Annotated in this window: 18 protein-coding genes; 4 read left to right on the forward strand and 14 right to left on the reverse strand. The window is 46.0% G+C overall.

Annotation, left to right across the window (positions count from 1 at the left end; genetic code table 11):
- Positions 1-14: 14 nt before the first annotated feature.
- The 5 genes from C7R92_RS21070 to C7R92_RS21090 form a co-directional block, all read right to left on the reverse strand.
- Complete coding sequence (locus C7R92_RS21070) at positions 15-1,955, reverse strand: PTS fructose transporter subunit IIABC (RefSeq protein WP_106835547.1); 1,941 nt, start codon at positions 1,953-1,955, stop codon at positions 15-17.
- Between the two features lie 16 nt (positions 1,956-1,971).
- A complete protein-coding gene (gene pfkB / locus C7R92_RS21075) occupies positions 1,972-2,883 on the reverse strand; it encodes a 1-phosphofructokinase (RefSeq protein ID WP_106835548.1) in 912 nt (303 codons plus the stop codon).
- Positions 2,880-3,635 carry a DeoR/GlpR family DNA-binding transcription regulator gene (locus C7R92_RS21080; protein WP_106835549.1) on the reverse strand — a complete coding sequence of 252 codons (756 nt, stop codon included), beginning with the start codon at positions 3,633-3,635 and terminating at the stop codon, positions 2,880-2,882. The genes pfkB and C7R92_RS21080 overlap by 4 nt, the downstream gene beginning before the upstream one ends.
- A 201-nt stretch (positions 3,636-3,836) precedes the next feature.
- Positions 3,837-4,802: an ABC transporter substrate-binding protein gene (locus C7R92_RS21085; protein WP_106835550.1), complete on the reverse strand. Its 966-nt coding sequence runs from the start codon at positions 4,800-4,802 to the stop codon at positions 3,837-3,839.
- A 220-nt stretch (positions 4,803-5,022) separates the two neighbouring features.
- Positions 5,023-6,522 carry a malate:quinone oxidoreductase gene (locus tag C7R92_RS21090; RefSeq protein ID WP_106835551.1) on the reverse strand — a complete coding sequence of 500 codons (1,500 nt, stop codon included), beginning with the start codon at positions 6,520-6,522 and terminating at the stop codon, positions 5,023-5,025.
- 364 nt (positions 6,523-6,886) lie between these two features.
- On the opposite strand from C7R92_RS21090, the gene C7R92_RS21095 reads away from it, so the two are divergent.
- Positions 6,887-7,435 (forward strand): hypothetical protein, encoded by a 549-nt coding sequence (locus C7R92_RS21095; protein WP_106835552.1) that lies wholly within the window; start codon positions 6,887-6,889, stop codon positions 7,433-7,435.
- A gap of 38 nt (positions 7,436-7,473) precedes the next feature.
- Here the strand turns inward: C7R92_RS21095 and C7R92_RS21100 are convergent, their stop codons facing one another.
- Positions 7,474-7,920, reverse strand: coding sequence for a DMP19 family protein (locus tag C7R92_RS21100; RefSeq protein ID WP_106835553.1), 447 nt, complete (start codon positions 7,918-7,920; stop codon positions 7,474-7,476).
- A gap of 183 nt (positions 7,921-8,103) precedes the next feature.
- Between C7R92_RS21100 and C7R92_RS21105 the strand changes: the two genes are divergently transcribed.
- A complete protein-coding gene (locus C7R92_RS21105) occupies positions 8,104-9,483 on the forward strand; it encodes an SMI1/KNR4 family protein (protein WP_106835554.1) in 1,380 nt (459 codons plus the stop codon).
- Positions 9,484-9,536: 53 nt separating this feature from the next.
- Here C7R92_RS21105 and cysI read toward each other — a convergent pair whose 3' ends face one another.
- Both cysI and C7R92_RS21115 read right to left on the reverse strand, forming a co-directional pair.
- Positions 9,537-11,258: an assimilatory sulfite reductase (NADPH) hemoprotein subunit gene (cysI, locus tag C7R92_RS21110; protein WP_069850109.1), complete on the reverse strand. Its 1,722-nt coding sequence runs from the start codon at positions 11,256-11,258 to the stop codon at positions 9,537-9,539.
- 33 nt (positions 11,259-11,291) lie between these two features.
- Positions 11,292-13,118, reverse strand: a complete 1,827-nt coding sequence (locus tag C7R92_RS21115; protein WP_106835555.1) for an assimilatory sulfite reductase (NADPH) flavoprotein subunit — start codon at positions 13,116-13,118, stop codon at positions 11,292-11,294.
- Between the two features lie 481 nt (positions 13,119-13,599).
- On the opposite strand from C7R92_RS21115, the gene C7R92_RS21125 reads away from it, so the two are divergent.
- Positions 13,600-14,550, forward strand: a complete 951-nt coding sequence (locus tag C7R92_RS21125; protein ID WP_106835556.1) for a YndJ family transporter — start codon at positions 13,600-13,602, stop codon at positions 14,548-14,550.
- Between the two features lie 118 nt (positions 14,551-14,668).
- On the opposite strand, the gene C7R92_RS21130 is transcribed toward C7R92_RS21125, so the two are convergent.
- The 4 genes from C7R92_RS21130 to C7R92_RS33285 all read right to left on the reverse strand — a co-directional run bounded on the left by C7R92_RS21130 (position 14,669) and on the right by C7R92_RS33285 (position 17,683).
- Positions 14,669-15,418 (reverse strand): CsxC family protein, encoded by a 750-nt coding sequence (locus C7R92_RS21130; RefSeq protein ID WP_106835557.1) that lies wholly within the window; start codon positions 15,416-15,418, stop codon positions 14,669-14,671.
- Between the two features lie 139 nt (positions 15,419-15,557).
- Positions 15,558-16,649 carry a BC_2427 family protein gene (locus tag C7R92_RS21135; protein ID WP_106835558.1) on the reverse strand — a complete coding sequence of 364 codons (1,092 nt, stop codon included), beginning with the start codon at positions 16,647-16,649 and terminating at the stop codon, positions 15,558-15,560.
- Positions 16,650-17,014: 365 nt separating this feature from the next.
- Positions 17,015-17,503 (reverse strand): YdeI/OmpD-associated family protein, encoded by a 489-nt coding sequence (locus C7R92_RS21140; RefSeq protein WP_328138786.1) that lies wholly within the window; start codon positions 17,501-17,503, stop codon positions 17,015-17,017.
- A 6-nt stretch (positions 17,504-17,509) separates the two neighbouring features.
- Positions 17,510-17,683, reverse strand: a complete 174-nt coding sequence (locus C7R92_RS33285; protein ID WP_328138787.1) for a hypothetical protein — start codon at positions 17,681-17,683, stop codon at positions 17,510-17,512.
- Positions 17,684-18,112: 429 nt separating this feature from the next.
- Here C7R92_RS33285 and C7R92_RS21150 point away from each other — a divergent pair, with 429 nt between their 5' ends.
- Positions 18,113-18,487, forward strand: a complete 375-nt coding sequence (locus C7R92_RS21150) for a hypothetical protein (protein ID WP_106835560.1) — start codon at positions 18,113-18,115, stop codon at positions 18,485-18,487.
- Positions 18,488-18,615: 128 nt separating this feature from the next.
- Here C7R92_RS21150 and C7R92_RS21155 read toward each other — a convergent pair whose 3' ends face one another.
- Positions 18,616-19,350 (reverse strand): hypothetical protein, encoded by a 735-nt coding sequence (locus C7R92_RS21155; protein ID WP_106835561.1) that lies wholly within the window; start codon positions 19,348-19,350, stop codon positions 18,616-18,618.
- 101 nt (positions 19,351-19,451) lie between these two features.
- Positions 19,452-19,790 (reverse strand): cupin domain-containing protein, encoded by a 339-nt coding sequence (locus C7R92_RS21160; protein WP_106835562.1) that lies wholly within the window; start codon positions 19,788-19,790, stop codon positions 19,452-19,454.
- Positions 19,791-19,793: the final 3 nt, after the last annotated feature.

The following is a 19,793-nucleotide window of genomic DNA, read 5'->3' on the forward strand; positions in this document are numbered from 1 at the left end:
GGTTCCAGCTCCTTTTACTCTACCGCGTCTTTTTTCAGAATTTTTAGCATGAGTGCAGTAACTATTGTTCCGGCAAGAATGGAAACAAGGTAAAGCGGCCAGTTGCCGATTACCGGCAAAACAAATATTCCGCCATGAGGGGCTGGCAGTGTGCACCCAAACAGCATCGACAACCCGCCAGCTACGGCAGAGCCAACTACGAGCGAAGGAATGACGCGTGTAGGATCAGCCGCCGCAAACGGGATTGCCCCCTCCGTAATGAAGGATGCCCCCAGAACGTAAGCGGTTTTACCCGCCTGCCGCTCTTCCGTGGTAAATTTCTTTTTGAACAGCGTAGTCGCCAAAGCGATTCCGAGCGGCGGAGTCATCCCTGCCGCCATAATGGCTGCGTGAGGGGTATAGTTGCCCTCGGCAATCATTGCAATTCCAAACGTAAATGCTGCTTTGTTGACAGGGCCACCCATGTCAAAGGCCATCATTGCACCCAAAATCACACCAAGGATGACGGCGTTACCAGTACCCATATTTTTCAGCCAGTCACCTAGCGCCGTATTGGCGGCAGCGATCGGTTCAGATACTACGTACACCATGACAAAGCCTGTAAGCAAAATCCCAAGCAGCGGATACAACAGCATCGGCTTGATGCCTTCTAACGATTCGGGCAGTCCAGCCAACACTTTTTTCAATCCGACCACAATATATCCGGCCAGGAACCCTGCGATGATTCCTCCGAGGAAGCCCGAGCCGGAAGTAGCCGCCAGCAAGCCTCCCACCATACCGGGAGCAAAACCAGGGCGGTCAGCGATGCTCTTGGCGATAAACCCGGCCAATACCGGGATCATCAGCTGGAACGCAGTCCCTCCGCCGATGTCCATCAGGACTTTGGCCAACGGATGGAAGGACGGATCGTTTGGATCAACTGCCTTGATCCCAAACATAAAGCTCAGCGCAATGATAATCCCGCCGCCCACGACAAACGGAAGCATGTTGGACACGCCGTTCATCAGATGCTTGTAAAAAGCGGGCTGCTTCGCTTTTTTCTCCGCCTTTGCTTCTTGGACATGGTCCTGATAGCTGGTCCCGCCTCCGCGGTAGATGCTACCCTTTTGCTCTACTGCGCGCTGAAGCAGTTCTTCGGTATTGCGAATCCCTTCCGCAACCGGCACTTCAATGACGATCTTGCCAGCAAATCGCTCCATCTCCACTTGCTTGTCAGCAGCTACAATCACCGCTGTCGCTTCCTCAATATCCTGCGTGGAAAGCTTGTTTTTCACACCGCCAGAACCGTTTGTCTCCACCTTGATGATAATCCCCAGCTCTGCTGCTTTTTTCTTCAGCGCATCGGCCGCCATGTACGTATGGGCGATCCCGGTCGGGCAAGCGGTTACCGCGACTACTTTTGTCGCCTGTTTCTCTGAGGTCTCTTGTCTCTTCTGTTGCTCTTCTAGCTCCTTGTTCTCTACAGCGCTTTCATTTTCGCCCTGGATTTCTTTTTCTTTGCGCGTGATAATCTCCAGCACCTGTTCCTTCGTTTCTGCACCCGTCAGCTCCTGACGAAATGCTTCATCCATGAGCATCTGAGAAAGCAACGCCAGTGTTTCGAGATGGGCCTGATTGGCGTTCTCGGTAGCCGCAATCATGAAGAAAAGATGTGCTTTTTGGTTATCCAACGAGTCAAAATCAACGCCCTCTTTGGAAAAGCCGTATGCAATGCTGGGAGTTTTGACTGCTGCTGTCTTGGCATGCGGGATGGCGATTCCTTCTCCAATTCCAGTGGAGCCTTGTGACTCGCGCGCGAGAATGGCCTGCTTCATCTCTTCCTTGCTGTTGAGCCGTCCAGCTTCGTCCAATTTTTCAATCAACTCATCTAATACCGCTTCCTTGGAGGAAGCAGACAGAGGGAAAAGAATCGTGTCAGCTTTTAACAAATCGGCAATGCGAATCTCGTTATTCATCGTTGAACCCCCTTTATTAAATGGCGGTTATTGTGATTTCCGGAAGAAATGCTTGTATCTTTTCATGTGTGCAGAAGCCTTCCGACAGGGCAGTCGTGCTCCCCGCGGCGACGGCAAAGCGAAACGCCGCTTCCGTATCCATTCCCTGCCTATAGCCATAAAGGAAACCGGCAACCATCGAGTCTCCGGCACCGATCGAATTGACTGGTTTGCGCTGCGGAATCTGGGCGACATAGGCTGCTTGCCGATTGACAAATACAGCACCCTGACCAGCCATCGACACGATGACGTTCTGTGCGCCCATTTGCAAAGACTTACGCGCCATATCGATCGCCTCTGCTGGTGTGGCAATCGTCACCCCAAACAGTTCCCCCAGCTCATGATGATTGGGCTTGATGAGAAACGGCTCTTCCGACAAACCGGTTTCAAGCGCTTTCCCTTTTGCGTCGAGGAAGATACGGACGCCCTTGCCACACAGCCGCTTCATGATCGTCTGGTACATATCAGACGGCAAGCTTTTCGGCACGCTTCCCGCGAGTACCAGATAATCGCCGCTCTGCAAGCTGTCGATCTTTTGCATCAGCCTTTGGAGCGCTTCTTCCGGGATGTCCGGTGAGACTCCGCTGATATCCGTTTCGGTTTGCGCCTTTATTTTTAAATTGATTCTGGAATCCTGTTCGATTTGTATCAAGTCATGAGAGATGCCGGCTTGCTCGATCTGCTGTTGAATAAACGCTCCCGTAAATCCACCGACAAACCCCAGCGCCGTGCTGTTTTCCCCGAGTATGCGGAGAACCTTTGATACATTTATGCCTTTTCCGCCTGCGACCTTCCACTCTTTTTGCGCCTCGTGAATGGTTCCTTGCGACAGAGCAGTAATCCACAGGTGGTAGTCAATCGATGGGTTCAGGGTTACTGTGTAAATCATGCTTTCACCACTTTAAGAGTTGATAATCTGCCGTAAACTTGTTGTTCCTCTTGGCTCAAACCGTCATCTGTGATTACCGTGATGCCTTCCAGGTCTCCCACTTTGGCAAAGGTGACCCTGGAAAACTTGTCAGAGTCGGTCAAGACAAATCGCTCGTCGGAAAACTGCAAGGCCAGCTGCTTGACGTATGCCTCATCCGGGTCAGGTGTGGTCAGACCGTGATGCTGGTCAATGCCGTTGATTCCGAGAAAGCATTTGTCGAATCGGTATTGACTGAGCGCAGTGATCGCATCACGCCCCACCATCGACAGTGTAGCCGCTTTCAATTCTCCGCCCAGCAGGATCGTCCTGATGTTTCGCTTGATAAGCTGAAGGGCAATGTCCACACCGTTGGTAACGACCATGATGTTGTCGTAAGGTAAATAGGGCAGCATCTGATACGTCGTGGTTCCCGCATCGATGAAAATCGAGTCGTGTGGTTTTATCAAGCTGGAGGCATATTTGGCGATCGCCAGTTTCTCCCGCTCATGTTTGACCGATTTTTCCAGAATCGTCGGCTCTTCGATTTTGCTCTGCAGCACAGACGCCCCGCCGTGCACGCGTTTAACCAAGCGCTGTTCTTCCAATTCGCTTAAATCTCGCCGGATCGTCGATTCCGATGCCCCAGTCGCTTCCACAAGCTCATGAATGCGCACAATATCTTTTTCTTTCACTAAAGCTACTATCAGTTGATGACGTTCAGGGGTTAGCATCGTATCCTCCCTTCTCCTAGTTGCACCAGGATTGATTTTAATTATACATTCAAATTCACTCAAAAACAATCATTAATAGTCATAATCAGTCAGGGATCGCTCACTCCTTCGGACAACAGACAAAGCCACCCCAAATCATCGGAGTGGCTTCCATATGAATCTATGCATGAACTTAGCTTGCCGAATGAACGCAGCCCTGACCTACTCTGCTTTCATTTTTTCAAGGACAAGCTCTATCGATTTCTCCTTGATGTGGGGGAAATCACTGATGATCCAGTGAGGAACGGCATATACCTGATTGTTTTTGACTGCTTTTAACTGCTGCCATAAAGCGCTGTTAGTCAACTCTTGGAATTTCTTATCAGATTCTTTGTCTGGACCCTTGGCTGGATTTCCGACCTGAATGAAAATATGATCTGGATTCAGCTCCGGCAATTTTTCCATAGAAATAACTTCAAATTTTTTGATAGCTTCAACTTGTGGGAGCGGCTTTAATCCCAAATCGCGGGCAATCGTCGCGCCAAACAGTTGCTTCGGGCCGTGAATCCGATATTCTTTTGCCATGACCCGCATGTAGAGCACAGTTTCATCTTTACCAACCTTTTTCGCCAGCTTTTTCCTGGCTTCCTCGGCTTTTTGATCATAGCTTGCCAACCATGTGTCAGCTTCCTTTTCCTTGCCAAGCATGCTTGCTAATTCACGGAAAGCAAGTCGCCAGTCATCTTGGTCTTTTAAAATGATTGTGGGAGCTATTTTCGATGCGTCGTCATAAATTTTAGCATGGACTTCCCTGCCTATGATCAAATCAGGTTCTGCCTCCAGAATCGCTTCCAGATTCGGGTCATCTCCCAGATTTTTCACGCCTTCAAACGGGTTCCCCTCCATGTATTCCAGGTTCGTTTCTCCCTGGTAGGATGTCATGGCATAGGGCTTTATGCCAAGAGCGTAAAGAGAGTCAGCCAGCCGATAATCAAGCACTGAAATTTTCTTCGGCTCCCCTTTTATGGTCGTTTTACCGGAATAGTGTTCAATGACCCGCTGTACGGATGATTGATTGTCACTGGCAGTAGACATTTGTTCCTGGCTAGCACCGCAGCCGGAGAGAAACAAGCAGCTTGCCAGAATGAAAGAAAGTGCTGCGAACGAATAAGTGCTATTCTTTTTCATAAATCAGTGTCTCCCATTCCTATCCTCTTGTTTTTGCTAATGATAATCATTTTCAGTATATCGTAGCACAGTATAGTATATTTATTTCCTTTTATTTTTTCAAGCTTTTCACCCTTCACTCTACTTTCCTTTTGAATTTTGTCCTTTAGCCTCCTATGAAAAAAAGAACCTCCCATCCAAAAACGGATCGAAGGTTCACTGTAAGATTGCCATTAACTAATTAACTATAAGCCAGTTCTTTTTCGGCGAGACCAAGCACCTCGTCTGTCGAACGTTGAATCTCTTGAAGAAGCTCTTGGTTTTGCAAGAGTGACACGCCATAAGAAGGAATCATTTCTTTGATTTTCGGTTCCCACTCAGCCATACGTTGTGGGAAGCATTTTTCTAATACCTCTAGCATAACCTGAACAGCTGTAGAAGCACCCGGAGATGCGCCGAGCAATGCAGCTACGGAGCCATCAGCGGCACTAACCACTTCTGTACCAAATTGAAGGGTACCTTTTCCAGCTGGTGTATCCTTGATAACTTGCACGCGTTGGCCCGCTACCACGATACCCCAATCCTCGCTTTTCGCGTTCGGAATGAACTCCCGTAGTTCTTCCATGCGCTTTTCATGCGATAACATAACTTGCTCGATCAGGTATTTGGTCAATGCCATTTCTTTTACGCCTGCCGCCAACATCGTGATGACGTTGTTCGGTTTTACAGAAGTGATCAAATCCATATTGGAACCTGTTTTTAAGAACTTTGGCGAGAATCCCGCAAAAGGTCCAAACAGCAAGGATTTTTTGTTGTCGATGTATCTGGTATCCAGATGCGGTACCGACATTGGAGGAGCTCCAACCTTTGCTTTACCGTACACTTTTGCATGGTGCTGCTCTACCACTTCTTGATTTTTACAAACCATGAACAATCCGCTTACCGGGAAACCACCGATATGTTTGGACTCTGGAATACCGGTTTTTTGGAGCAGATGCAAGCTTCCGCCGCCACCGCCGATAAAGACGAATTTGGCAATATGGTCTTCGATGTTACCGGTACCCATATTGTACACTTTCATTTTCCACATGCCGTCGCTCGTACGTTTGATATCCTCAACAGCATGGTTGTAGTTAATCTCGACGTCTTTCGTCTTCAGGTAATCGAACAACATACGTGTCAAAGCACCAAAATTGACATCGGTACCAGAGTCGATTTTGGTTGCAGCTATTGGTTCATTCGATGCGCGGCCTTCCATGATGAGTGGAATCCATTCCTTCAGTTTTTCAGGGTCATCGGAGTATTCCATCCCTTGAAATAGAGGATTGTTTGCCAGCGCTTCAAAACGTTTTTTCAAAAAGCTTACATTCTTTTCGCCTTGTACCATACTCATATGAGGTATTGGCATGATAAAGTCTTGCGGATTTTGGATGAGATTGTTTTTTACAAGGTAAGCCCAGAATTGTCTGGACAGCTGAAAATGTTCATTGATTTTAATCGCTTTGCTAATATCTATAGACCCGTCAGCTTTCTCGGATGTATAGTTCAGCTCACAGAGTGCCGCGTGGCCAGTACCCGCATTATTCCATTCGTTAGAGCTTTCTTCGCCTGCTTTTGCGAGTTTCTCAAAAACTTTGATTTCCAACTCCGGTGCCAATTCTTTCAGTAATGCTCCCAGAGTTGCGCTCATGACCCCTGCACCAATCAAAATAACGTCTGTTTTTTGCTGTATGGAGCTCATATTACCCTTCCTTATCTACTGTTTTTGTAAAAAAGAAGTAGTAGCTCCTTGCCCCGTTGCAAGACGCTACGAAAACATCTTACCTTTCACAACTATAACTATATCATAGAAATTATTTATTGATTCAATTATCTATTATAATTAGAGGATTAATAACTATTTAATGTTGGTAAAAAAGAGAGGATTGTCTAGAAAAGGTTATAGGAACATATAAAAACCAAGACCTTACCTTAGCTTCTTGCAGGGGTGAAGGATTTGGTTTGTTGTAACCAGCGAGGCGCTTACCATATAAATTTTTAAGTTGCATATAGCAAAACTTAGTAAAATATATAGACCTTAATCTCATGTCTAAGGAGAGATGGAGATGAACTCTTTGACCCACCTGACAAACAACATTCCGTGGCAGCGTTTGACGACAGCCTATGGGAGAGGAACGGACATTCCGCGGCTTATTGAAACCGGGCAATATGAGGAATTAGCCAGTCTAATCGAGCACCAAAGCACCTTGTGGCAGACGACTCCGTGGGTGTTGCTCATTCTCCTGAAGGAGCTTGCCAAACAAAAACCAGAGCAGGTCTCTTCGCAGGAAATTCAGTTGTACTTGGCTGTAGCTTCGGCTATAAACGTGGACGAAATGGATTCCCAAAATGCGGTTGAGTCCATGAACGAGCTATTGGACGAAAAGTACTTATGGCCAGAGGACGAGGAAGACGATGAATTATGGTGGGAAGAAGAGGAGCCCCGGGGTTATGAGCAGGAAGCATTTTTCAGCTATTTTTCTTTCAGTTATTCGCTGCTAAAGGATTCCATTCCCGTTTTCACCGCAATTATGGAAGGGAATGATAAGCTCGCTCCCGATATTGGGGAGCTGCTGCTTATGCTTCAGTCAGAAGAGGCCAGTGCTGACGAATAGGTGTCGGATTCTCCTTGATAGTCCCCACCCCCGTCACCTTATGATGGGGTGGGTATTCCCAACTGCTGTACGTAATATCGATGTGCAACTTCTGCAATGCGATCTTGGTCTTCCCAGAAGCTCTGATCAAGCTTATCCAGCCGCTCTTCCTCTTCCTCAGTACGGAACTGTGGAATATCCCAGAGTTGGGTGAGGCGGTTGTCTTCCGATAAATGCTCGATGCAGGCATATCCCGACTGGACGATTTCGAGTGCATGGACTGCCCCGATGGCTTGTAAAGCCCGTACCGCGTAGATATATGCCTCTTCTCCCCAGTTGCAAAAAAACTGCAAAAACCCGCCGTTATATACATCAGCTTCCAACAACCATAAGGCGGCAATCTCTTGTTCCTGTGAGGTCAGTGTGTTCCAGCCCGAAGCATTCTTTTTCTGCACAAAGGCTGCGGCATAATCGAACCATACGTCATGGATATCCATCTTACTCAACTTGTACGCCCCCTTAATATTTAACCCCTTCTAGATCAGCAGTGCACAAACGACACGAAATAAATTAATCTTATATGAATACATAATCGTTTGGTAGATGGGAGTAGCTTCGCGTGGCTGGCGTCGAAATAACCCTTAAGCACCGGAAATTTTTTAAGAAAAAGAATCGTTTAGGAGGCTACCATGGACCAGGCACTTATCGAACAATTGGACCGCTGGCATGAAGAAGACGAACACCAGCAAATTGTGGACTCGCTGTTACGCCTCCCCGAGGAGGAACGAGACTATGAGGCAATCAGCCGACTGGGCAGAGCTTATAACAACTTGGGGCATTATGAAGAAGCGCTCAACCAATTGGAGAATATTGCTGAAGCAGGTCAGCAAGACCCAGTCTGGCACTTTCGGGTAGGTTTTGCCCTCTATCATTTGAAAAGATATGAAGAGGCGGCACAATCATTCCGTACCTCAGACAAGTTAGAAACCGGTAATCAGAATACCGAATCATGGTTAAAATGGAGCTTGCAAAAAGCGGAAAAGCAGCAAAGACAAGAGCTTCGGATGGCTGCCAAAAGAGCTGCTGCTGTTGAGGGTTCAGGATCGGAGGAAGTTCCTTTTTCGAACATGTCGCTTGAAGACTTTTGGGACGACAGCGAGTACGCGAAAAAGTCCTATCTATCCGAGCCACCCACGGATGAACTGATCGCATCGATCGAGGAAGAGCTGGGATACAAGCTCCCTGCCTCCTATCTTGCACTAATGAAGCAGCAGAATGGCGGAATTCCAAAGAACACCTGCTTTCCAACAGAGGACCCTACCTCCTGGGCTGAGGATCACATTGCCATTAGTGGTATTCTCGGCATTGGCCGTGAGAAAAGTTATTCGCTCTGCGGGGATCTTGGCAGTCAATTTATGATTGAGGATTGGGGATATCCCGACATTGGAGTCGTCATCTGCGATTGTCCTTCAGCAGGTCACGACGTAGTCATGCTGGATTACCGGGCATGCGGGAGAGATGGTGAACCCGAAGTCATTCACGTCGATCAGGAAAGCGATTATGAAATTACGTTCCTGGCTGAAAATTTCGAGGCGTTTATCAAGGGCTTGGTGAGCGAAGAAGAATACGATACCTCCGAGGAGGATAAGGAAGCCGCTCTCTATAAAGTGGCCCACGGGAAGTTTTCTCCCTTGCTAGAGGAGCTGTGCACGCCAGTATCGGAAGTGGAACAAATCGATCAAAAAATACGCAGCATTTGTACACGGATTGTAGAGGAAAAAGGCTATTTTTCTTTTCATGCGGATGAACTCTCGTATCTGATGTATGATGTGCAATTTTGGCTATACATAAAGTCATATCCCGATACCACTCGCGAACAGTACCTGGCTGTCTATGAGAAAATGATCGCCTTTGGTGGAGAATTCGGTCAAGGCGGCTATGCCCCGGGATGGATTAGCGAATGGCTGGACCGTCGCAAGAAGGAAGGGCAGATTGTACAGGAAAATGGGCATATCCGGTTTACAGATCAGTTCGCAGCGGAAGTGATTCAGCAGCTGCGAGAAGCCTAAAAGAAAAAGGTAAAGACCATCCTTAACGGGATGGTCTTCTCTTCGCAGCCACACTACTCATGAAAATCGAGTCCCGATCTGACTTCTTTCACATACCCTGCCCGAATAACGAAATCTCCGAAGTGCTCGCCTTCCTCACGTTCCTTCGCATACCGATTTAAAATTGGCCGCAGTTCATTCAATATTTCTGCTTCTCCGATGTTTTCACGATACAGCTTGTTCAATCGATTGCCGGAGAAACCACCGCCCAAATACATGTTGTATTTACCTACAGCCTTCCCAATAAAAGAGATTTCTGCGAGTGCAGGTCTTGCGCATCCATTAGGGCATCCTGTCATGCGAATGACGATTTCCTCATCGCGCAAACCCGCCTCATCCAAGATCAGCTCGACCTCATCCAGCAGTGTAGGCAAATAACGCTCCGCTTCAGCCATCGCGAGTCCGCAAGTCGGCAACGAAACACAAGCCATGGAGTTTCTCCGCAGTGCAGAATAGGAAGTTCCATCGGTGAGCCCGTATGCTTGAATGATCTGTTCGATTTCCGGCTTCTTTTCACTGGTGACATTTCCAATGAGGAGATTTTGATTCGGCGTCAGGCGGAAATCCCCTGTATGCACCTTGGCAATCTCCCGCAGACCGGACTTCAGGAGATAGTTGTCCTCGTCTTTTACACGGCCATTCTGAATGAAAAGGGTAAAATGCCAGTTATCGTCACTCCCTTTCACCCAGCCATAGCGATCGCCATTATGCTCGAAGTGATAGGAGCGTGCCTTCTCCAGCTCCCAGCCCAGTCGTTGCTCCAGTTCATGGATAAACCATTCGATACCTCGGTCGTCGATTGTATATTTGAATCGAGCGTGCTTCCGCACCGCGCGATCTCCGTAGTCTCTCTGGATCATGACCGTTTTCTCGGCGACATCCAAGACTTGTTCCGGTGTGACGAAGCCGATCACCCGCGCCACCTGCGGATACGTTTTTGGATCGCCGTGGGTCATTCCCATTCCGCCTCCGACCGCAACGTTGAAGCCCAGCAGTCGACCGTCCTCATGAATGGCGATAAAGCCCAAGTCCTGAGAAAAAACGTCAACATCGTTGGCAGGCGGTACGGCGATGCCGATCTTAAACTTGCGTGGTAAATAAACAGGCCCATAGATCGGTTCTTGCTCTTCCCCATCCCGACTGTCGACAACCTTTTCTTCATCCAGCCAGATTTCATGATAGGCGCGGGTACGGGGATCGAGATGATTGCTTATTTTTTTTGCCCATTCGTAAACCTCTTGATGCACTTCCGACTGGTACGGATTCGGGTTGCACATGACGTTGCGGTTGACGTCCCCACAAGCAGCCAGTGTACTAAGCAAGGCTTCGTTTACTTCTTGAATCACCTGCTTCATATTCCACTTGATCACGCCATGCAGTTGGAAAGACTGACGAGTCGTCAGGCGAATCGTTCCATTGGCAAACTGCTGGGCGATATCGTCCATCATGAGCCATTGCTCTGGTGTGACAACGCCACCAGCGGCACGCACGCGCACCATGAATTGATAGGCCGGCTCCAGCTTCTGTTTGCTCCGTTCGTTACGAAGATCCCTGTCATCCTGCATGTAGCTGCCATGAAATTTCATCAGGCGGTTATCATCCTCAGGGATGGACCCTGTAATTTTGTCTTCCAGTGTTTCCACCAGGCTCCCCCGCAAGTAATCGCTTTTGCGTTTAATGTCTTCTACATCGCTGTGAGGAGCACTGTTTGGCGAAAGTAAATGATTTTCTGACATGGTTTCATCTCCCCTCTCATTCTTTCTCAAAAATCAGTAGACATCTCGCTGATAGCGTTTTTCCTGCTGCATCCGCTTCAAATACGCCACAGCTTCCTCTGAATCGAGTCCGCCCTCTTGTTGGAGAATGGTGACCATTGCTGCGTGAACATCGTGCGCCATCTTTTTCTCGTCTCCGCATACGTATACGTGCGCCCCATCTTGTAGCCATTGATAGAGCTCCTTGCTCTTCTCAAGCATCCGGTGCTGAACATACACTTTTTCGCTTGTATCTCGAGAGAACGCGACATCCATGTGCGTTAGTACGCCTTTTTTGAGCCAACGCTGCCATTCGAGTTGATAGAGAAAATCTGTGGAGAAATGCTGGTCACCAAAGAAAAGCCATGTCTTGCCCGTCGCCCCAAGCTCCTCCCGTTCTCCCAGGAAGGCACGGAACGGAGCGACACCCGTGCCGGGACCAATCATGATCAGCGAGGCGTCCGGGTTAACCGGGAGCTTAAAGTTGGGGTTATGCTGTACAAATACTGGCAGCGTATCACCCGTCTCCAAACGATCCGCGATATAGCTCGAACAAACGCCGTAACGATCTCGGCCATGAGCTTGATAGTGAACATTGCGAATTGTCAGATGAACTTCGTCTGGGTAGGACTTTAAGCTGCTTGAGATCGAATAGAGTCGCGGCGGCAGCTTTCTAAGTATGGAGACAAATTCTTTGGAAGGCACGCCTTTAAAATCGTAATCCTCCACCAGGTCCAGCAAATCCCGATTTCGAACATAATCGCGAAGCTCTTGCTCTCGCCCTTCCGCAAGCAGTTCCTGCAACCCGTTTCCTGATGATAGCTTTACTGCTTGTTCCAAGAGAGGCTTGGTGAGAACCGTGATTTCAAAATGACTGGACAAGGCCTCTTCCAACGTGCGCTCTTCCCCGTTTTTATGAATGGGAACGAGCTCTTCCGCCTTCCAACCCATCGTGTCAATCAGCTCACGGACAAGGGCAGGATGATTTTTGGGATAGATCCCCAAACAGTCACCCGGTTCATACTCGAGATTGGAACCCTCAAGGGAGATTTCCAAGTGGCGAGTTTCCTTATCTGATCCGCGTCCGTTCAGATTCAAGCTCTCCAAGACCACAGCCTGAAACGGATTCGACCGTGAATAATCGGTTTGTGACCCTGTCCCGATCACTGCACCGCCGACGATCGCGCTTGCAGCAGCAACCTGGGTTGCCGAAGTTTCACTGAGAGAAGCCAGGATCTGATTCATCCATTCAGAGGCTTGCTCGTCGTAATCTACATCGCAATCCACCCGGGGAGTAAGACGCTTGCCTCCTAGCTCTTCTAACCGCTTATCGAACTCTTTGCCAGTTTGGCAGAATAATTCATAAGAGGTGTCGCCTAATGCCAGCACGGAAAACCGCAGGCCCACCAATTGCGGCGCTCTTTTGCTGTGCAGGAATTCATGGAAGGAGATAGCATTGTCCGGTGGTTCACCATCCCCGTGTGTGCTTACCACAATAAGCAGGTTTTCAACCTTTTTCAACGCATTCGTCTTGAAGTCGCTCATGGAGGAAAGCGTTACGTGGAAGCCGTGCTCCTGAAGCTTTCCGGTCAGCACCTTGGCCAACTTCTGGCTGTTCCCGGACTGAGATCCGAAAAGCACTGTCACTTCTTTCGAAATGACTGCCCCATTGGCAGCTGAAGCGGCTTGAAACCCAGCGGTCATCGGTGCCTCCACTTTGTGAAGAGCTGCAAGATACCCGCTCAGCCAAACCTTTTGCACCTCCGAAAGCGTGGGCAGCAACCGATTTAGGAGCTCTACTTGTTCCTGACTGAAAGGACTATCTGTCACCTTAAGTACCAACGATATGCACCTCACAAGAGAAAAAATTAATTCCGAGTATTCTTATATGATTATTTACTTTAAGCTACCACAGTGAGTAGTACCCGAGCAATTGGAATTCGTTATTATGATCATAAGCTTTACTAATCATTGGAAAACAGCTTAAAGAACCCCGATCCTAAGATAAGGACCCGGGGTTTTCTTCACTCAAATTCTTATGAGTCTCGACTCTATGTAGTGGCTACCAGGAATTCCTCGCCGCTTGGCAGCGAAAGACCATCGGTACGTTCGGTGAAGTAGCGCTGGTTAAGTTCTGCCGAGGATACATGCTGGAATTCTGAAAGAAAAGAAGGCGCCGCAGCACCTTTCTCGCATACTTCCAATAAATAGGGAGCAAATCTAGTATGCGATTCGTGAACAGAATAGCCCTCACAAAATGTGTTACACTACTATAAGCAACCAATTATATGAATATCCATGAATGGCTTCTTGGGGGCAAGTGATGAAACCATTGATAGTACGGACGATTCCCGGTGGAATCATAACCATCCTGATCTTTTATCTGGATTACTTCCCATTTAACCTTGTTGAAAAATTTCTCATGTTTGCGGCTTTCGTCATTGTGCCTCTTGTGATTGGAGTTTTGCGCTATGACGAAAAGAATAAACATCAACGGAGTATTTTTGCTGCTATCAAGCTACTTCAATTTCCGGCAGCGCTTCTCGCCTTAGCCTCTGTAATGGGCAGCAAGACGTGTGGGCTGGGAAGCACAGCAATACCAGGGACCCTCTCGCTCGGGTGGCTACTGTTCACATTCCTGCTCGGCATCTATGGCCTGACCATTATTGTGAATCGCAAGGGAAGAACAGAGGAAATCGCGATTGGCGCGGGACTCGTTTACTTTTTTATCGGGGGCATTTGGTTCACCCTCTATCAGTATCAGTTTGACCTCTTCCAGGCTAAGCCCGCAACTCACGCCCTGAGTTCGCTCCACTTTCATTTCTCATCTGCAATCGTTCCGATTTTTATCGGTCTACTCGGACGGGTTATGACGAAGAAAAGCTGGTATCCTTGGGTCGTTGCTGTCGATATCATTGGACCTATTCTGATCGCTATCGGTATTATTTTCTCGAAGCCGATTGAGTATATTGGCGTCACCTTGTTCGCATGTAATATTGCGATTTACACGACTTATCTGCTTGGTTACTTGAAAAGAGGTTCTTTGCTCAATAAGTCCAACTTCTTTTTAGTCCTTTCTTGCATTTCCTTTTACACGATTGTTGTAGTTTCCATTTGCTATCCGTTATTGAAGAACATGTTTTCTTTAACCATACACGATTTCATTCCGATTTACGGATCTCTGCATGCGTTTGGGTTTGTTTTATGTGGCCTGATTGGATGGGTGTACATAATAGACTCTCTTAAGAAACTAACAAAAAAGGGTGTCTCCTAATTTGAGAGACAACTCAACGGAAAGAACTCTGCCGAAAAGTGTAGACCATTTCCGAAAATGAAAAAAGGTCATTCCCCCGACCGTTTAGGCCGATGGGGAATAACCTTCTTAGATAAACCTATTCGTCACAACCAACTGTACCTGCAGGAGGAATTGTAATTTGTTGTGTAGCATTAACTAATAACTGTTGTGTCTGCAACACTTTTACAGTAAGGTCTAGGACAATTTTTTCAGTCAGGCTACTAAATGTTCCCTCCGGTGTTGCGGCAACCGGTGAAAAATCAAGTTCATAGAAGTTGGCAGCTACCAACTCACCAAATGGTTGTTCGTTGTATTTAACGAGATTTTGGAAGAAATTTTTATCCAAACGTGGAATCTGGCCATCCGTCTCATTGAGGAAAAATGCTTTACTCGCCTCAGAGACACCAATAATTGGCCTTGTTAAAAATGTTCTGATGTCAGCAAAACCTGTAAAAGAAACATCCGCAATTGTATCTTGAAGTGCTCCACTACATCCAGCAGCAGCATATTCAATGTTTTTACGAATGAATCCTGCTACAAATAACTTGGCTCTTGTAACATTGAAAAAGTCAGTAGTACCAATACGCTGAAATGCGACAGGAACAAGTTTAACCTGATTGAGAAATACATGTTTTACCACTCTCTTAATCTCGGTTGCTGGTGGGTTAAGTGGAATATTTGCTTCTACAACGATTTGAAGTGTTGGCTCCACAAGTACAACTGGAACCTTAATGGTTGGTATAGCTGCTTGAGAAATGATCGTGGTTGGTTCGACGGTTAATGGAATTTGTTCTGTCGAAAATACTGGACATGCGGGGGTCACTTGATTTGGATTGACATTGCTCATAATTGGAAATCAACTCCAATTTTCAATTTGAGTTTTTTAAACTCGATATCACTATATTCCGCATTCCTTTTTAAGTAAGGGCAATTCTCTTAGACAACATACCCATTTTACTTGAGTCGGTGTTTGATTCCGTTATTGCCTAAATTTTAGTGCCATCACAACTGATTCGAACCGGTTGAATTTGTAGTATGTGAACAATTAATTCTACTGCAATTTTTTGATGTAATTGATAAAAATTCAATACTGACTCTTTTTGAATTGTAGTATCATTTGTTTTGTCCGCGACAGAATACTCGATATTTTGATGTATATATCCCTCCAGGAATAAATCTCCTTCCCGGGCTTTCCTTGTTCCTTCCCCTAATGATGGATAAAATTGAGTAGGAACCAATCTACACTCCTTAAGGATTACCTCATTTGAGATTCCTTTAATACCCAGTACCTCTTCTTCAAATATAATATCCTCATCTAGAGGTATTTCAACCTTATATTCTCCAACTATAACTGGTACCCTGATATTTATGAAATGATGAGTAGGACAGGATATATGATTTGTTTCTGCTGAAATTGTATCAGGCGAGTCATGAATGGGAGCTGCAAAAGTGTGATAAAGATTATCTTGTTTATTCATATTACACGCATGAACAGTAGTAGTTAAAAATATACTTCCAGCAATTGTAGAATGAATTAAACGACCAAAAATCTCCTCCTGATAATGAGCTGTACTATTGACTAGCTTTGTATCTAATTGAGGTTGTTGTTTATTATTTAGGTCTATAAATTCAATTGTATTTTGATCTATACCGCCAAAAATGGGGGGATGAAGAAAATCCTTAATTTTTACAATAGTCGAGAATGGGCTTTTGTTTGTTAGCGAATAGATTCTTCCACGTTTAGGCGATTCGATTTGCGGATCATTAGTCGGTTCATCGACTTGCTCAATCTGAGAAACTTGCTCAATCTCTTTGGAATCGTTCACTTCCATAACATTATCAGAAACAGAAAACTCATCGTCTTGAGAGTTGTGGTTACAATCAAAATTCTCAGCTATATGACAATAATGATAGTTTCCAGCTCTGCGATTTTTCGCCTTTTTTAGCTGTTTGCCATCATTCTTTTTATTTTTTTTGAGACGGATTTCTTTTTTTGGCGGTACCTTAGTGTTTTTACTATTCTTTTGTTTTAAACTGATCTGCCCCATCTTCGCATAATTTATCCATGGAGTTTTCACAATATTTCACTCCCAAATAAAGAAAATCATCGTTATATTAATATATGCTGTAATAGTGTTTTTGCCCTTAGGCTAATATATACATTGAAGATGTATTCTTATATAAGAGCTCTCCGATCAACCGTTTTAAAGGCTGACTCCTAAAGCCTTTTAAGTGGCACGAGATTCGCTTGGAGGACATCCCCCTGTATGCTGGAGACCGTATTTTCCTCGCCCTGTCTGCGGTTCGGGAAGGCAAGAGCTGTGGCGGCTGCTTCCCCGGTAAGGTCTCCTCGGTTCATTCAAACAACAAAGAGCCCACGCACGACGCGGGCTCTTCTTGTATTTCATTCTATGGAGGTCTCCTCACAACTTCAAACAGCGCCTCATATACTCCGGCGATAGAGATCGATGCTTTTAAAGCCTTCAGCCAAGACTGCCATCATTTCAGCTCGGCGCTTTGCCCGTGTCCCCTCTTGTGCGGCACTATATACATACCGAGCCCAATCCTTTTGGTACCCGGGCGTGAGAGATTGGTAAAAAGCGAGCTCTTTTGGCGCATGACGCAAATCCTCTTCTATTTTCGGCACAAAGTCTATATAATCATCTACGCATTGACTCGGCTTAGATGAAGCTTTTGCCGCCTTCTTTTTCTCATTTTTAAACCCGACAACCGTAAATACTTCATTCATGCCGACCATTCGATTAAATTTGATCGTGCTTGTCCCGATATAGCCATCTTCGTCGGCTCCTAATCCATCGAATAATTCATCCCGATGGATATAAGTCGGATAGACTTTATTCCCTTTCTTGGGATAAGCAACATATAGAAGCCCTCCCTCCAATAAATAGCTATGGTCGATTACCTTCTTCATCAGCTCCTACAAGGACTTCATATCCAGTACGAAGGCAAAAATCATGTCATATTGCACGTCTTTCAACTCATGGTCCGCTTCTTTAAGTACGGCTAAGCTCCCCTCACCCTCCGGTGTGTGTAAGACAGCCGTTTTTTGATATTTTTGCAGGTTCAGCTTCTCAACGATTGTTTTCGACATGATGCATCTTCCCCTTTCATTTCGGGTGATACGGCTCGGAGCCAAGCCTATCTTACTTTCCACATATGTAAAGCTTTCGCAGAATTTCTCTTCATGTGTTCTATGTTTCCGTTCTATTATACCGTTAACGTTACAAATTTTTGTTAGGATACGGACACTCGGCAAATTTGGTGACGAAGACCGAAATAATTTTTATTCCTTGTTAGAAAGTGATGGTGTAGGATAAACTGCACGAAAGGCTGACGGTTCCGGTGCCGAGGCACTGCGAAACGTCAGCCTTTTTGAATTTATTTTGCCTTGTAGAGTTGAGCGGAGAAGATACAAAGCATGGAAGAAGAAAGGGAATGTCTGATTTGCAAAAACTGAGGCATATCCCATTGTGCTACAAAGTGATCCCCATTAGTATATTATGGAAGGGGGCTGGTTCCGTTGAAAACAGCAAGTGAGATACTTTCGATAATCAGTAATGACAGTTTTTTAGAGAATGTCTTCAATAAAGATGTTGATTGGGACGCTGAATTAGACGCTAGGGATGCTGATGAATTTGATACGGCATGGAGTTCTAGTTACAAAAAAGTTGAGGAAATTGCCCCCTCTGAAAATACTGTGATTAGAGAAATTAGGGAGTTTGTGTTTAAGCAAACTTTTCGGATCACACAGAAATCAGAGCTGGCAGGGTATGCGTCCGACGACTTTGGTCTAATTTCCAAGGCGTTTGAAAATAAGATCAATATTGAATTTATCAATAGCCTGTGGGATTCCTATCTGCAAGGAAAATTCCCGAATTCCAGTATATGTGAATGAAAATGCAAAAATAAGGAAGGGGCTGTGGCGGTCAGCTCCTTCCTTTAATATTCAATCATTATTTCGTTACCCCAAGCAATGATAAATTCATATGCTTTCCATGAAGCCTCTTTCACGCTCTCATCTTACTACTCTATCGTTTCATAACGATTATTCTCCATCGCTTGCTTGATCCATCCATCGATCCGATCCTTAGGCAGCAGGATGTTTCCTCCATAAGCATTATTCTTATGAAAGCCCCAATCTCCATATACGAGCATATGGTACTGACTATTTAATTGTTTTACGAGTCCCCATTCGCCGAGATCTCCCTGTGCACCAGCACTGATAAATAGCCAGTTCCGGTAGTTGAATATGTAAGGATCTCCGAACATCTCAAAACCTTCTAAATAACCTGTGCTCCCATCTCTTTCTGGAAATCTCTCGTTGTAATCCTTAATCATCCATACATCTAAAATCTTTACGCACAACCAAGCTGTAAACTCATTCCGCTCAATAACACGCTCAAGAGAACACCGAACAAATGAAGATTGTTCAATCTCTTCGGGATGCGAATCCCATCCATTAAAACTGGAGAGTACCGGAGTGTACATGATCCAAAAGGGTTCTCCAATCCTCATATGGAAAGGATGGGAAACCTTCACCGTTCTAACCTGACCTTGCTCAGGCGGGCGATCAGAACGTAGCCAATGTCGCTCATCCAACGGAGGAACTTCGTTTTCAAAATCTGACCATTCCATAATATCATTTTCGAAGCCAGCAATATCAAACAGCTCACTTTCCATCCTTATGCGCTCTGATACGCCTTTGCATACCCCGCATGTTAAAGCAACGAGCTCTTGTTCCATTTGCTTCAACTCCACTTGTCACCTTCTGTTTATTTTTCTTACGTGAACCATTTTCTCATACATTGAGTTCGTACTAGTAACAAACACTGGATCGATCCAAGTATTATTGACTGCTGTTATTCAGACTCAGTACCGCCAGTGTTTACTACGCCTCTTGGCTCTACCAACATAATATGGCATTCCTTTTCGGCGAAGGGCTTCTGCTCGGCTCCCCCCGGGACAATAAACATCTCACCCTTGGAAATTTTCACCCGACCATCACGAAAATCAATGAACATCTCTCCTTCGAGTACCATAAATACCTTATCCGTACCTTGATGCTCGTGCCATATAAAATCCCCAGCAATCTTAACGAGCTTAAATTGATAGTCATTCATTTCAGCAATGACTTTCGGAGACCACAGATCGGTGAATGTAGATAGCTCCTCATTCAGATTGATAGCTTGGTAATGCATAGT

It is taken from the genome of Brevibacillus porteri (assembly GCF_003013475.1).
In the GTDB taxonomy this organism is placed as follows: domain Bacteria; phylum Bacillota; class Bacilli; order Brevibacillales; family Brevibacillaceae; genus Brevibacillus; species Brevibacillus porteri.

Coding starts and splice junctions, on each gene's coding strand:
- C7R92_RS21070 (WP_106835547.1), bottom strand. CDS start 1,955: ATGAATAACGAGATTCGCATTGCCGATTTGTTAAAAGCTGACACGATT.
- pfkB (WP_106835548.1), bottom strand. CDS start 2,883: ATGATTTACACAGTAACCCTGAACCCATCGATTGACTACCACCTGTGG.
- C7R92_RS21080 (WP_106835549.1), bottom strand. CDS start 3,635: ATGCTAACCCCTGAACGTCATCAACTGATAGTAGCTTTAGTGAAAGAA.
- C7R92_RS21085 (WP_106835550.1), bottom strand. CDS start 4,802: ATGAAAAAGAATAGCACTTATTCGTTCGCAGCACTTTCTTTCATTCTG.
- C7R92_RS21090 (WP_106835551.1), bottom strand. CDS start 6,522: ATGAGCTCCATACAGCAAAAAACAGACGTTATTTTGATTGGTGCAGGG.
- C7R92_RS21095 (WP_106835552.1), top strand. CDS start 6,887: ATGAACTCTTTGACCCACCTGACAAACAACATTCCGTGGCAGCGTTTG.
- C7R92_RS21105 (WP_106835554.1), top strand. CDS start 8,104: ATGGACCAGGCACTTATCGAACAATTGGACCGCTGGCATGAAGAAGAC.
- cysI (WP_069850109.1), bottom strand. CDS start 11,258: ATGTCAGAAAATCATTTACTTTCGCCAAACAGTGCTCCTCACAGCGAT.
- C7R92_RS21125 (WP_106835556.1), top strand. CDS start 13,600: ATGAAACCATTGATAGTACGGACGATTCCCGGTGGAATCATAACCATC.
- C7R92_RS21130 (WP_106835557.1), bottom strand. CDS start 15,418: ATGAGCAATGTCAATCCAAATCAAGTGACCCCCGCATGTCCAGTATTT.
- C7R92_RS21140 (WP_328138786.1), bottom strand. CDS start 17,503: ATGAAGAAGGTAATCGACCATAGCTATTTATTGGAGGGAGGGCTTCTA.
- C7R92_RS33285 (WP_328138787.1), bottom strand. CDS start 17,683: ATGTCGAAAACAATCGTTGAGAAGCTGAACCTGCAAAAATATCAAAAA.
- C7R92_RS21160 (WP_106835562.1), bottom strand. CDS start 19,790: ATGCATTACCAAGCTATCAATCTGAATGAGGAGCTATCTACATTCACC.